Annotated in this window: 13 protein-coding genes; 6 read left to right on the top strand and 7 right to left on the bottom strand. The window is 72.1% G+C overall.

All coding sequences use genetic code 11. The features are described from left to right. Nucleotides 1-7 precede the first annotated feature (7 nt). The 4 genes from IF67_RS0117600 (at nucleotide 8) to IF67_RS0117585 (ending at nucleotide 4712) form a co-directional block, all read left to right on the top strand. Nucleotides 8-1405 carry an FAD-binding oxidoreductase gene (locus tag IF67_RS0117600; protein WP_030986692.1) on the top strand — a complete coding sequence of 466 codons (1398 nt, stop codon included), beginning with the start codon at nucleotides 8-10 and terminating at the stop codon, nucleotides 1403-1405. Nucleotides 1406-1507: 102 nt separating this feature from the next. Beyond that, nucleotides 1508-3055 carry an ATP-dependent DNA ligase gene (locus IF67_RS0117595; RefSeq protein WP_030986690.1) on the top strand — a complete coding sequence of 516 codons (1548 nt, stop codon included), beginning with the start codon at nucleotides 1508-1510 and terminating at the stop codon, nucleotides 3053-3055. 5 nt (nucleotides 3056-3060) lie between these two features. Beyond that, nucleotides 3061-3534, top strand: a complete 474-nt coding sequence (locus IF67_RS0117590) for an NUDIX domain-containing protein (protein WP_030986689.1) — start codon at nucleotides 3061-3063, stop codon at nucleotides 3532-3534. Nucleotides 3535-3698: 164 nt separating this feature from the next. Beyond that, entirely contained in the window at nucleotides 3699-4712 is a 1014-nt protein-coding gene (locus IF67_RS0117585; RefSeq protein WP_030986687.1) for a winged helix-turn-helix domain-containing protein, read from the top strand. A 42-nt stretch (nucleotides 4713-4754) separates the two neighbouring features. Here the strand turns inward: IF67_RS0117585 and IF67_RS0117580 are convergent, their stop codons facing one another. From IF67_RS0117580 to IF67_RS0117560, 5 genes are all read right to left on the bottom strand, one after another. Next, on the bottom strand, nucleotides 4755-5747 hold the full coding sequence (locus tag IF67_RS0117580; protein WP_030986685.1) for a zinc-dependent alcohol dehydrogenase family protein: 993 nt from the start codon (nucleotides 5745-5747) through the stop codon (nucleotides 4755-4757). Continuing rightward, nucleotides 5744-6622, bottom strand: coding sequence for a carbohydrate ABC transporter permease (locus tag IF67_RS0117575; RefSeq protein WP_030986683.1), 879 nt, complete (start codon nucleotides 6620-6622; stop codon nucleotides 5744-5746). The genes IF67_RS0117580 and IF67_RS0117575 overlap by 4 nt, the downstream gene beginning before the upstream one ends. Beyond that, nucleotides 6619-7602 (bottom strand): carbohydrate ABC transporter permease, encoded by a 984-nt coding sequence (locus tag IF67_RS0117570; protein ID WP_030986681.1) that lies wholly within the window; start codon nucleotides 7600-7602, stop codon nucleotides 6619-6621. Before IF67_RS0117570 ends, IF67_RS0117575 begins: the two co-directional genes overlap by 4 nt. Continuing rightward, the gene (locus tag IF67_RS0117565) at nucleotides 7583-8962 is read right to left on the bottom strand and encodes an ABC transporter substrate-binding protein (RefSeq protein ID WP_030986679.1); all 1380 of its coding nucleotides are present in this window, start codon (nucleotides 8960-8962) and stop codon (nucleotides 7583-7585) included. Before IF67_RS0117565 ends, IF67_RS0117570 begins: the two co-directional genes overlap by 20 nt. A gap of 211 nt (nucleotides 8963-9173) precedes the next feature. Beyond that, the gene (locus IF67_RS0117560; RefSeq protein WP_030986677.1) at nucleotides 9174-9935 is read right to left on the bottom strand and encodes a DeoR/GlpR family DNA-binding transcription regulator; all 762 of its coding nucleotides are present in this window, start codon (nucleotides 9933-9935) and stop codon (nucleotides 9174-9176) included. A 306-nt stretch (nucleotides 9936-10241) separates the two neighbouring features. On the opposite strand from IF67_RS0117560, the gene IF67_RS0117555 reads away from it, so the two are divergent. After that, nucleotides 10242-10664, top strand: a complete 423-nt coding sequence (locus IF67_RS0117555) for an STAS domain-containing protein (RefSeq protein ID WP_234341152.1) — start codon at nucleotides 10242-10244, stop codon at nucleotides 10662-10664. 42 nt (nucleotides 10665-10706) lie between these two features. On the opposite strand, the gene IF67_RS0117550 is transcribed toward IF67_RS0117555, so the two are convergent. Both IF67_RS0117550 and IF67_RS0117545 read right to left on the bottom strand, forming a co-directional pair. Then, nucleotides 10707-11459, bottom strand: a complete 753-nt coding sequence (locus tag IF67_RS0117550; RefSeq protein WP_030986674.1) for a hypothetical protein — start codon at nucleotides 11457-11459, stop codon at nucleotides 10707-10709. Nucleotides 11460-11461: 2 nt separating this feature from the next. Further along, a complete protein-coding gene (locus IF67_RS0117545; protein ID WP_030986672.1) occupies nucleotides 11462-12106 on the bottom strand; it encodes an RNA polymerase sigma factor in 645 nt (214 codons plus the stop codon). 369 nt (nucleotides 12107-12475) lie between these two features. On the opposite strand from IF67_RS0117545, the gene IF67_RS0117540 reads away from it, so the two are divergent. Continuing rightward, nucleotides 12476-13294: an SAM-dependent methyltransferase gene (locus IF67_RS0117540; RefSeq protein WP_030986670.1), complete on the top strand. Its 819-nt coding sequence runs from the start codon at nucleotides 12476-12478 to the stop codon at nucleotides 13292-13294. The last annotated feature ends 1 nt before the right edge of the window (nucleotide 13295 follow it).

Here is a 13295-nt window from a genome sequence, read left to right as displayed (position 1 = left end):
GGCCGCGATGCGCCCACCGGGACCGACACCAGCGGCAGATATCGAGGACAGGCTGATCCGGCGGGGCGACCCCGGCTACGAGAAGGCCCGCTCCGCCGCGGTGTGGAACGAGCGGCGGCCCCGGCGCTTCCCCGAGGCCATCGTGCGCGCCGCCTCGGAAGCGGAGGTGGCACAGGCCGTCACCTATGCCCGCGCCCGGGGACTACAGGTCTCGATGTGTTCCGGCGGGCACAACTGGTCCGGCTCGTCACTCCGCGACCGGGGCCTGCTGCTCGATCTCTCCGCGCTCCGGGAGTGCCGCGTCGCGCCCGCGACCGACACCGCACCGGCGACGGCCACGGTGGAGCCCGCCGCCACCGGACAGGAGCTGGTCGCGGCCCTCACCCCGCAGGATCTGGCCTTTCCCGTCGGTCACTGCCCCACCGTGGCGGTCGGCGGATTTCTGCTCGGCGGCGGTCTCGGCTGGAACTCCCGCGCATGGGGAGCGTCCTGCGCATCCGTCGAGGAGATCCGGGCCGTCACCGCCGACGGGCGCACGGTCATCTGTAGCGAAACCCGGAACCCCGACCTCTTCTGGGCCGTGCGGGGCGCCGGGCCGGGATTCTGCGCCGTCGTCACCCGCTTCCGCCTCGCCCTGCACCCCCACCCCGCATCGATCATGGCGACCTCCCTCACCTTCCCGCTGGCCGAGGTCGCCCGGGTGGCGGAGTGGGCCGAGCGGGTCGCGCGCGGGCTCCCGCCGTACGTCGAAACCGCGTTCGTCCTCGTGCCCTCCGGTCCGCCGGCGGACAGCGCTCCGGCCGGGCCCCGGATCACGGTCTCCGCCACCGCGTTCGCCGCGACACGGAGCGAAGCCCTGCGAGCGCTGGAGCCGTTCGCCGACTGCCCCTTCGGCGAACTCGCCGTCGCCCGGCATCCGCCCGCGCCGCAGACCTTCGCCGCTCTGCACGAGGGCGCGGCAGCGGCCTGGCCACCGGCGCACCGGTATGCGGCGGACACCCTGTGGTCACAGGAGAGCTATGCCACCCAGCTGACCCGTATCGCCGACCTGCTGGCCCGCGCCCCCTCGGGGAAGTCCCTGGTGCTCGCGCCCGTGCAGCCGGTCTCCGGGCACCCCGCCCTGCTGCGGAACATGGCCTTCTCCCCGCTCGGCGAGTCCTACTTCGTCTGCTACGCGGTCTGGGACGACCCGGCCGACGACGAGACGCATGCGCGCTGGCTGCGCGAGGTCATGGCGGCCGCGGACCCGCAGGGCGACGGCTTCCACTTCATCGCCGAAACGGACCTGGAAGCCGACGCCGCACGGGCCCGGCGCTCATACACCCCCGCCACCTGGGACCGTCTCCAGGAAATCAAGGCGCAGTGGGACCCGGAGAACGTCTTCCACTCGTATCTCGCCCCCTGACGCAGGCCCGGCGGTCCGCGTGCGGACGGCCGCGGTGCCGCACCGGCCCGCCCATTTCGCGGCCGGGGAGCGGGGACGGCGCCTCGGGGGCACCATGGCCCTATGCTGCTGGCGGATCTCGCACGGGTGTCGGGGGAGGTCGCCGCGACGTCGGCGCGCTCGCGGAAGATCGCGCTGCTGGCCGGGCTGTTCCGCGCCGCCGCTCCGGAGGACGTCCCGGTCGTCATCCCGTATCTGGCCGGCCGGCTTCCCCAGGGGCGGATCGGGGTGGGCTGGAGCGTGCTGCGCGAGCCGGTGGCCGCGGCGGACCGCGCCGCACTGACCGTGCGTGACGTGGATACGGCGCTGACCGGCCTGGCGCAGGTCTCGGGGGCCGGGGCGCAGGGGGAGCGGCGCCGGCGGGTCAGGGAGCTGCTGGCCGCGGCGACGCAGGAGGAACAGCGCTTCCTGACCGGCCTGCTCACCGGCGAGGTGCGGCAGGGCGCCCTGGACGCCATCGCGGTCGAAGGGCTCGCCGCCGCGACCGAGGTGCCCGCGGCCGACGTACGCCGGGCCGTGATGCTGGCGGGCGCACTCCAGGAGGTCGCACGGGCGCTGCTCGCCGAGGGGCCGTCGGCGCTCGCGGCGTTCCGGCTCACCGTCGGCCGGCCCGTCGGGCCGATGCTGGCGCACAGCGCCAAGTCGGTGGCCGAGGCGGTCGACAAGCTCGGTGCCTGCGCGGTGGAGGAGAAGCTCGACGGCATCCGCGTACAGGTCCACCGGGACGGGCCGGACGTACGGATCCACACCCGCACCCTGGACGAGGTCACCGACCGGCTCCCCGAGGTGTCCGCCGTCGCCCGGGAGCTGCCGGCCGCCCGCTTCATCCTGGACGGCGAGGTGATCGCCCTGGACGGCGAGGGCCGGCCGGTGCCCTTCCAGCGGGTCGCGGGACGGTTCGGCTCGCGGGTGGACGTCTCCGCGGCGCAGGCCGCGCTGCCGTTGTCACCGGTCTTCTTCGACCTCCTGTCGGTCGACGGCCGTGATCTGCTGGAACTGCCGGGCGAGCAGCGGCATACGGAGCTGGCGCGGCTGGTCCCCGAGCATCTGCGGGTGCGCCGCCAGGTGGTCGGGGACCCGTCCGACGCCGCGGCCCGCGCGGCCGCCGAGGACTTCTGGTCCGCGACCCTGTGCCGGGGCCATGAGGGCGTCGTGGTCAAGGCGTTGGATGCCCCCTACAGCGCGGGCCGCCGGGGCGCCGCCTGGCTGAAGGTGAAGCCCGTGCACACCCTGGACCTGGTGGTGCTCGCGGCGGAGTGGGGCCACGGCCGGCGCACCGGAAAGCTGTCCAACCTCCACCTCGGGGCGCGCGGAGCGGACGGCGGTTTCGTCATGCTGGGCAAGACGTTCAAGGGCCTCACCGACGCCACCCTCGGCTGGCAGACCGAACGGCTGCGGGAACTCGCGGTGGAGGACAACGGCCATGTCGTGACGGTGCGTCCGGAACTCGTCGTCGAGGTCGCCTACGACGGGCTCCAGACGTCCTCGCGCTACCCGGCGGGCGTCACCCTGCGTTTCGCGCGGGTGGTGCGCTACCGGGAGGACAAGACGGCCGCCGAGGCGGACACGGTGGAGACGGTGCTCGGCGCGCACGACGGCGGGGAAGGGTAGCGGCCATGGCGGGAAAGCGCAGTGCCGGGCTGCTGCTGTACCGGGGCGCGGCGGCCGGCATCGAGGTGCTGCTGGGGCACATGGGCGGGCCGTTGTGGGAGCGGCGGGACGCGGGCGGGTGGTCCGTGCCCAAGGGTGAGTACGTACCGCCGGAGGAAGCGTGGGACGCGGCCCGGCGGGAGTTCGAGGAGGAGCTGGGGATCCCGCCTCCCGACGGGCCCTATGTCCCCCTGGGGGAGGCGCGCCAGGCGAGCGGCAAGGTGGTGACGGTGTGGGCGGTCGAGAGCGATCTCGATCCGGAGCGGATCGTGCCCGGCACCTTCGAGATGGAATGGCCGCGCGGATCCGGGGTGACCGGCACCTTCCCCGAGATCGACCGGGTGGCCTGGTGCACCCCGCACGAGGCGCACGAGCGGCTGGTGGCGGGCCAGCGGGTGTTCCTGGAGCGGCTGGCGGACCGGCTCGCGAGCGGGGCCTGAACACGGGCGCCCCGCACTCCCCGCCTTCACCACCCGCACACACCAAACGCCACAAGCCGCCCTGGACACCCCCGTTGAGGGCGGGCAGTCTTGCGGCGGGGCCGGACAACAGCCTCGAACGGGGGGCCCTGGCGACAGGGTCATGAGCATGCCGCGGGGGCCGCATGTTGCGTATTCACTTCGACGACCGGGATCTCGCGCGCGTACAGATCGCCGCCGAGCCCGATCCCCTCTGGGAAACGGTGCTGGCCATGCACCATGTGGTGCCGCCGGGGCGCGGCGTGCCGGTGTACGGCGCCTGGCGCGCCCGGGCGCGCCGCGAACTGGACGAGCGGGGACTGAACCGCGCAGCGGGGCTGATCGGGACGCTGGCACCGGCCGATGCCCGCTACTTCCCGGACTTCCTCACCCCTGATGCGGCCCGCGACGGGCTGGCCGCCGGGCTGGAGGCGCTGCGGGACACCCCCCGGGTGCGGCTCACCGCGGAATCCGCCCGGGCAGGGCTGGCGGCCCGGCTCCCGCGCTGGACCGGCGCGCTGGCCACGGGAAGCCGGCAGCCGCTCGACGAGCTGGCCGCCGCGATCCAGGAGGTGCACCGTGCGGTGATAGCCCCCGAATGGACGGGCGCGGCCGCCACGGTCGACTGCGACCGGGGCGGCCGTACCCGTATGCTCTGCCGCGGCGGCGTCGACGGCATGCTCAACACCTTCCGCCCCGGGCTCCGTTGGGAGCCGCCGGTCCTGCACGTCGACTACCCCCGGGACCGCGATCTGCGCCTGGGCGGACGCGGACTGCGCCTGATCCCCTCCCACTTCTGCTGGCGCAGACCCATCGCCCTCGCCGACCCCGGCCTGCCGCCGGTCCTGGTCTACCCCGTCGAGCACGCCACGGACTGGGTGCCGGCCACCACCCGCAGCTGCCACCCGCAGGCGCTGTCCGCCCTGCTCGGCCGCACCAGAGCCCGTATCCTCGCCGCTCTCGACGCCCCGACCACCACCGGTGAACTGGCCCGCCGCTTACGGGTCTCCGCGCCCTCGGCCAGCGAGCATGTGAGCGCGCTGCGGGAGGCCAACCTGGCCCGCAGCCGGCGCGACGGCGGTTCGGTCATCCATGCCCTGACCCCGCTCGGCACGGCGCTGCTGCACGGCGAACTCGCCCCCGTACGCCAGCCGCAGTGAGCGGTCCGGCGGCGGTCCGGCAGCGGCCGGGCCGCCCGGCAGTCACGGTTGCACCTGGATCTTCCGCCCTTCGCCCGCCCGGAAGCGGGACAGCGCCTCGGCGTAGTGGTCCAGCGGGAGCCGGTCGCTGATGAAGACCTCCGGGTCCAGGACACCGGCAGCGAAGAGCTCCGCGGCGCGTTCATAGCTGTGCAGCACGGCCATCGAGCCGGTGATGGTGATCTCCTGGTTGTAGATGCGGTAGGGCTCGATGACGGCGCGGGCGGCGTAGTCGGCGACGCCGAACTGGAGGAAGGTGCCGCCCTTGCCGACCCGCCCCAGGGCGTCCTGGATGGCGTGTTCGTTGCCGGTGGCGTCGATGACCACGTCCCAGCCGCGCGGGCGGTCCAGCTCGTCGGCGGAACCGGCCGCGTTGCTGCATCCCAGGGTGCGGGCGGTGGCCAGCCGTGCGGGGTTGATGTCGACGACATCGACCCCGGCTGCGCCGGTGCGCTTGGCGAGTTCGAGCATCATCAGGCCCATCGTGCCCGAGCCGTAGATGAGGACGCTGGTGCCCAGCTGCGCCGAGCGCAGGATGTCGTAGCCGCGTACGGCGCAGGAGAGCGGCTCGATGAGGGCCGCGTCCTCGGTACGGATGTGATCGGGCAGCTTGACGCAGTTCGCGACCGGGGCGACGGCGAACTCCGCGGCGCCGCCCGCCGTGGTCACCCCGATGGCGGCCCACCGCTCACAGAGGTTGTTGCGTCCGATGCGGCAGTAGTGGCACTCGTGGCAGTAGAGGGACGGGTCGACGGCCACCCGGTCGCCCTCGCCGAGTTCGGTGACCGCACTGCCGGTCGCCACGACCGTACCGGCGAACTCATGGCCCGGCACGACGGGCAGCGTGGGCGCGAACTCGCCCTGGAGGATGTGCAGATCGGTACCGCACAGCCCGCAGGCGGCGACGGAGACCACGACCTCACGGGGACCGGGCGTCGGGTCCGCGACGGTGGTGACCTCGACCTTGCCGGGCGCGCTGATCACTGCGGCTTTCATTTCACGGCTCCAAGCGACAGGCCCTGGACCAGTTTGTCCTGGGCGGCGAACCCGGCGATGAGCACCGGGAGGGAGATGACGGTGGCGGCGGCGCACACCTTCGCCAGGAACAGGCCCTGGCTGGTCACGAGTCCGGTCAGGAACACCGGCGAGGTACCGGCCACGACGCCGGTCAGGACCCGGGCGAACAACAGCTCGTTCCAGCTGAAGATGAAGGAGATCAGGGCCGTTGCCGCGATCCCCGGCATCGCGACCGGGGCGACGATCCGGGTCAGGGTGGTGGCCAGCCCCGCGCCGTCGATCGAGGCGGCCTCCAGCATCTCGACGGGTACCTCGGCGAGGAACGAACGCATCATCCACACCGCGATCGGCAGATTCATCGAGGTGTAGAGGATGACCAGCAGCCAGATGCTGTCGAGCATCCCGGTGTTCTGCGCGACGAGATAGACCGGCAGCAGCCCGGCCACCAGCGGCAGCATCTTCGTGGAGAGGAAGAAGAAGAGGACGTCGCTCCATTTGCGTACCGGCTTGATGGACAGGGCGTAGGCGGCGGGCACCGCCAGCAGCAGCACCAGCAGCGTGGAGACGACGGAGGCGGTCAGCGAGTTGACCAGCGGGGGCCAGGGGCTGACACCGCCGCCCGCCGCCCCGAAGAACTCCCGGTAGCCGTGCAGGCTGATCCCGGCACCGACACTCGGCGGGTTGGTCGCCGCGTCCGTCTCGCTGTGGAAGGACGTCAGCACCATCCAGGCGACGGGCAGGAAGAAGGCGATGCCGCACAGCCAGGCCATCAGGCCCAGCAGGCTGCCGGTGCGCCGCCGGCGACCGGTGGCGGGGGACCCGGCGCGGCGCGGGGGCAAGGACGTAGTGGTCATGCCGTTATCTCCTCGCGCAGCAGGGACGAGACGGTGCGCAGCGCAAAGGTCGCCACCAGCAGCGAGCACAGCACCACGACCACGCCTTGCGCGGATGCCCGTCCGTAGTCATGGGACTGATAGACGGTCTGGTAGATCGTGTACGGAAGGTTGGCCGTGCCGAGACCGCCGGACGTGATGGTGAACACCGCGTCGAAGTTCTGCACGACGTACACCGTGCCCAGCAGTGCGGCCAGTTCGAGGTAGCGGCGCAGATGCGGCAGGGTGAGATAGCGGAAGATGTCGAAGGCGGAGGCGCCGTCCATCCGGGCCGCCTCGACGGCGTCCGAGGCCCGGCTCTGGAGCCCGGCCAGCAGGATCAGCATCATGAACGGCGTCCACTGCCAGATCAGCGACATCTCCACCGCGGCCAGCGGCGAGTCGGTCATCCAGTCCGGCTGCGGCGGGCTGTCGCTGCCGAACAGCCGCCATATCCAGGTCAGCGAGCCGTTGATCAGCCCGTACGAGGCGTTGTACAGCGCATGCTTCCACAGCAGCGCGGAGGCGACCGGCACGATCAGGAACGGCGTGATGAGCAGAGTGCGGACGATGCCGCGCCCGCGGAAGCCGCGGTCGAGCAGCAGCGCCAGACCGAGCCCGAGCAGCAGGCTGACCAGCACCACGGTCACGGTCAGCAGCACCGTCGTGCCCACCGAGGCACGCATCGCCGGGTCGGTGAACACGGCGCGGTAGTTGTCGAGGGCGGCGAAGCCGCGGTTGTCGGGGGCCAGCGCGTTCCAGCGGGTGAAGGAGATCACCACCGTGGCCAGGAACGGGAGTTGGGTGACGACGACGAGGAAGACCAGCGCGGGGAGCAGCGGCGCGCGGCGGGCCCAGTCCTTGGCCCGCCCGGTGCGGCGGGCGCGGGCGGCCGGGCTGCCGGTGCGGTGCACGGCGGCCGTGGCGGCGCCGGGGGCCGGTTCAGTGGTCCGTGTAGGCATCGGACACCTCCTGCGCCAGTCGCCGGCTCTTCTTCAGGGCCTCGGGCACGCTCTGCTTTCCGGCGATGGCCGCGCTGATCTCGTTCGAGACCTTGGTGCCCAGGTCGGCGAACTCCGGGATGCCGACGAACTGGATGCCGGGGGCCGGTCGTTGCTGTACTCCGGGGCTGCCGGGCCGGGCGGAGCGGATCGCCCGCTCGGTCGGGCCGGCGAACGCCCCGGCCTCCTTGATGTAGTCCGGGTCGCGGTAGAGGGAGGCCCGCTTGCCGCCGGGCACCCTCGACCAGCCCAGTTCACGGCCCACCAGCCGCTCGTAGCCCTTGCCCGAGGCCCAGCGGATGAACCGCCAGGCCGCGTCCTGGTGCGTACTGGCCTTCTGCACGCCCCAGGCCCAGGTGAACAGCCAGCCCGCGTCACGGGTCCGCTCCACCGGCGCCGGCGCGTAGCCGACCTTGCCCGCGACCTTGGATTCGCCGCTCTCCAGCGAACCGGCGCCGGCCGTCGCGTCGTACCACATGGCGACCTTGCCCTGCTGCATGTCGTTGAGGCACTCGGTGTAGCCGGCCTGCGGGGCGCCCGCCTGGCCGTGCGCCCGCACCAGATCGACATAGAACCGGGTTGCCTTGGTGAACTCGGGGCTGTCGACCTTCTGCTGCCAGTCCTTGGCGAACCAGGTGCCGCCGAAGGTGTTGACGACGGTGGTCAGCGGGGCCGCCAGCTGACCCCAGCCGGGCTGGCCGCGCAGACAGATGCCCTTCAGGCCCTTGCGGGAGCCGTCCAGCTTGGCGGCGAGGGCGGCGACCTGGTGCCAGGTGGGCCGTGCGGGCATGGTCAGCCCGGCGGCCTTGAGGAGGTCCTTGCGGTACATCAGGAAGGACGATTCGCCGTAGAAGGGCTCCGCGTAGATCTTGCCGTCGGCGGCGGTGAGGGAGGAGCGGACCGGCCGCAGGATGTCGTCCTGGTCGAACGCGGGGTCCTTGGCGGCCCGTTCACCGAGCGGGGAGAGCCAGCCGTTGCGGGCGTAGATGGGCGTCTCGTAGTTGCTGACGCTGGCCACGTCGTACTGCCCGGCCTGGCTGGAGAAGTCCTGGCTCATCTTGTCGCGCAGATCGTCCTCCGGCAGCACGGTGAAGTTGACCTTGATGCCGGTCTCCTTGGTGAAGTGCTCGGCGGTGAGCCTTTGCAGATCCACCATCTGCGGATTGTTGACCATCAGCACATTGATGGTGTGACTGCTGTCATTGCCCGCGTCGCCGGCCCCGCGGTAGCAGCCTGCGGTGGACAGTGCCAGGGCCACGGCGAGGGCGGTCAGCCCTATGGGGCGGCCGCCGCGGCCTGGTCCGGGGGATCGTGCTCTCACGGCTCGTACCTTTCGGGGGGACGGGGGATGGGAGATGGAGGATGGAGGATGTCGGGCAAATGCCGCGCAAGGGGTGGTTCCGGGGTGTACGACGCCGTCCTGCGGGTACGCCGGGGAGCCGTCCGACGGTCGGCGGTGCGGCCTTCGGCGGTGTGCTGTGGGGGATGTGGCGCCACGGTGCGGGCCGGTCGTCCGGGCGGCCCCGTCCCGGTCAGACCCTGAGCACCTGCGGCCCCAGGAGCGAATAGCGATGTGCCTCCGGCGCGGACAGCCCCGCATCGGTGACGATCGTGTCGAAGTCACCCACCTCGGCGAACCGGCAGAAGCTGCTGGCGCCGAACTTGCTGTGCACCCCGACCAGCACCCGCCGCCGGGAGGAGCGCACGGCCTGCTCCTTCACCTCGGCGACCGCCGGGTCCGGGGTGGTCAGACCGTGCTCCCGGGAGATGCCGTTCGCCCCCAGGAACGCCAGGTCGATCACGAACCGGGCGAGCATGTCCCGGGCCCAGGACCCCACCGTCGCCTGGGTCCCGGAGCGGACCCGCCCGCCGGCCAGCAGCACCGTGGTCGACTCGCAGGCCGCGACCAGCGAGGCGGTCCGCAGCGATGCGGTGATCACGGTCAGCGGGCGGTCGGCCGGCAGCAGCGTGGCGACCAGCTCAGGGGTGTAGCCCTCGTCGACGAACACCGTCTCGGCCTCGCCGACCAGCGCCGCGGCGGCCGCCGCGATCCGGCGCTTCTCGTCCACCTGCTGGGTCTCCCGCCGGGCCAGCGTGGTCTCGAACCCGGCGCTCTCGACCGGATACGCCGCGCCGTGGGTACGCCGGATCAGCCCCCGGCGCTCCAGCTCGCTCAGATCGCGCCGTACGGTCTCGCGGGCGACCCCGAACTCCGCCGCGGCATCGGCGACCTCGACCCGGCCGGACTGCCGGGCGAGCGCGAGGATGCGGTGCTGGCGTTCCTCGGCCCTCATGGGATCACTCCTGCTCGAATTCTGGCTGATTCCGGTTTCCGTTCGGTCACGGGACTGCCCGTTTCCGCCCGCATCAGGTTTATAGCAAGCGTGGCGGCGCGGAAGGCTGCCCGCGACGGAGGAAAACCTGACCGTTTCTGCCCGCGCCGGAGCCCTGTCACCTTGGCCGGATGCACGAACGGGTGCCCGTAACGCCCTGGCGGCGGGCCCGTACGGGGTAACGGGGCGGGGCTTCCGGGGCGGCCCGTTGTGCGCCGGCGGGCCGCAGCGGTGGTGCGGCGAACGGCGGCGCTTAGTCTGGACGGCATGAGCTCGGAGATGCGGTCGTTGGCGGTCACTGCGATCGTGGAGGCGGAGGAGTGCGCGGTGCTGCGCGTCAGCGGAGACCTGGACCTCCGTACGGAGCAGGCATTTCTCGCCGAGGCACGGTCGGTGGTGTCGGCCGGCCACCGCTTCCTGGTGCTCGATCTGACCGCGCTGCGCTTCTGCGACTCGCGGGGGCTGAGCTGCCTGCTCGCCCTGGAATGGCTGTGCCGGCGCCTGGAGGGCAGGCTGATGCTGGCCTCGCTCGGCGTACGGATGCTGCGGCTGCTGGTCGGCACGCAGTCCCTCAGCGTCTTCTCGTGCTACCCCACCGTCGGCCATGCGCTGGCCACGGTTCCCGACGCCACCCGCCCGGAGTGGCCGCCGGTGGCAGAGGACCCGTCCATGGGAACGGACGACTCCTGAGGCCGGCGGACGGGCGACCGTGCGAGGTATCGGCTCCCGTCGTCACTCCGCCCTGCCGAGGTCCCGTACGAGCGTGGGCGAGGGACGCGGGATCTCGCCGAAATCCTCGTCGTCGCTGTCCACGGCGAGCCGGTTGATCACGTTCTCCAGAGTGCTCGGCAGGGTCGGGGCGAGCCCGCTGTGCCACTGGACGAGAAGGTTGTGGCGGGCGGCGTCCGGCAGCAGCTGCTTCTCGTCGAACGCGGCCGTGGACCGGCGCTCCTCGTCGGGCGCATGCGCGGCCTGCTCGCGCCAGTAGGCGGCGTCACGGTACTCGCCGTTGCGGCGGTGGGAGAGGTACAGGCAATAAGCAGCGGTCCGGCTGCCGGCGCCGGCCCCGAAGTGCCACCAGAAGTGCGCCGCGTCGTCGCGTCCGGTGATGTGCAGCAGACAGGCGAAGACCAGCGCGCCCTCGGGGTCGATGTGATGGTCGTCGACCAGCCGCTCCAGGCTCGCCGCGGCCGCCGCCGCGTTGACGACCAGCGCACAGGCCAGCTGGAGCTCGTGGGTGGCCTCGTCCCGGGCGCTGGGGTAGGTGGTGGGCGCGCCATGGCCGGGGCGGTCCGCCCGCAGCGCCGTCGGCGGACCGTCCGCCGCCGCTGCCCCGGCCCGGACGGCGGCGCCGAGACTGCCGAGCACCCCCGCGTCGTCGAGGTCACGGAAGCCGGCCAGATCGTCGATACCGGACACCGCCGCGGCGGCGCTGAGCAGTGTCTCGACGGTCTCCCGGCGGCCCGCGGGACAGATGTGCGACATGGTCAGTTCCCCCTGTGATTACCCTGATCGATACCGAGCGCCGCGGCGAGCTTGCGCTTGCCGCGGCTCGCATAGGAGCGGACGGTGACTTCGTCGACGCCGAGCAACGAGCCGATCTGCGCGTCGCTGTACCCGATGACATGGCGCAGCACGATCACGTCGCACTGCCGCTCGGGCAGCCGGGCGATCGCCGCATACAGCCCCAGCTGGCTCTCCAGCATGGCGAACTGCTGCTGGCACTCGCGCAGCAGAGCATGGGTGACCACGGCGAAGGCGGCGGTCTCGGTGAGCGCGGTGGGCTGCTGGTGGTCGTACAGCCACTCCACCACGCGTTCCTTGAGGACCGACCAGGCGTACGCCTCCACCGACGCCTGCCGCAGCGCATGCGGCCACAGCCGGCCGAGCTGTTCGTATGCCGCCCGGGTCACCTCACGGGCCGCGCTCTCGCTGCCGGTATGCAGATAGGCGTACGTCAGCCACTTCCGTGCATGCGTCGCCAGGAACGCCTCGAAGGTGATCGACAGCTGGCGGTCGAGCGGGTCCGGCGCGACGGCCGGGAGCGAACTGCGGGGGAGTGGCGCTAACTCCGTGGTACGGACATGCGCGGGGGCGCACGCCGGTAGCAATCGGTCCCGGTCTGCGCTCACGAGCCGCCCTCGTTCCGTTTTCCGTGCACCGAGCCGGGCGCCGAAGCGCCGATGGCAGCGGGAGGGCGCTTTGCCCTCACCCTCCAATGAACCGGAAAGTGAGCCCGTTTGTGGCATCGGGAGGGCAAAATCTGCCGCTGCGTATTCATATGACTACGCGTGACTGTGGCATGTGACCGCCCCTGGCCGCGGCAGGGCCGACCGTCAGAAACCCCGCGGGGCGTGCTCCGGCATGATCCGGGGTGAACGGGGCAGGGCTCCAACAGCCGGGCGCACGGCGGCGGTTGACGCGCCTCCTGGAGTGCGCGGCTTGTGAGGGGCCGGCACCGCACGCCGGGGCGGAGCGCCGTACTGGGGAGGCAGCAGACGATGAGCGAGCACGAGTCCGTGGTGGACCTCCAGCTGGACCGGGCCCACTCGTCCCGTATCTATGACTACTTCCTGGGCGGCAAGACCAACTTCCTGGCCGACCGGATGGCCGCCGGAGCCGTGCTGGGCGCCTTCCCCGCCGCCCTGGTCGCCGCCCGCATCAACCGCGAGTTCATGCACCGCGCCACCCGCGTCCTCGCCGCATCCGGCATCCGGCAGTTCCTCGACATCGGCACGGGCATCCCCACCCCGCCCAACCTCCACGACATCGCCCAGGGCATCGCCGGCGACGCCCGGGTCGTCTACACCGACAACGACCCGATCGTCCTCGCGCACGCCGCGGCCCTCCTGCTCAGCACCCCCGAGGGGCGCACCGCCTACGTCCAGGCCGATGTCACCGACCCGGCCGGCATCCTCAAGGCCCCCCAGCTCCTCGACACCCTCGACCTGAACCGCCCGGTCGCGCTCAGCCTGAACGCCCTGATGCACTTCGTCCCCGACGACGGCGAGGACCGCGCCCACACCATCGTCGAGACCCTCAAGGCCGCGCTCCCCAGTGGCAGCACCCTCGCGATGAGCCATGCGACACCGGATTTCAGCCCCGAGGCGATGAACAAGATCATCAAGATCTACGGCGACGCGGGCACCCGGCTCCAGTTCCGCTCCCACCCCGAATTCCTGCGCTTCTTCGACGGCTGGGAGCTGCTGGAACCGGGCGTCACCCTCTCCCACCAGTGGCGTCCCGACCGTCCCGAGGACGCCACCCATGTCACCGACGCGGAGGCCGCCTGCTACGCGGGCGTCGCCCGCAAGCCCTGAG

The organism is Streptomyces sp. NRRL S-1813, from assembly GCF_000719605.1.
Lineage (GTDB): Bacteria > Actinomycetota > Actinomycetes > Streptomycetales > Streptomycetaceae > Streptomyces > Streptomyces decoyicus.
The sequence above is the reverse complement of the archived record's forward strand: the minus strand, read 5'-3'. Positions and strand labels throughout refer to the sequence as shown.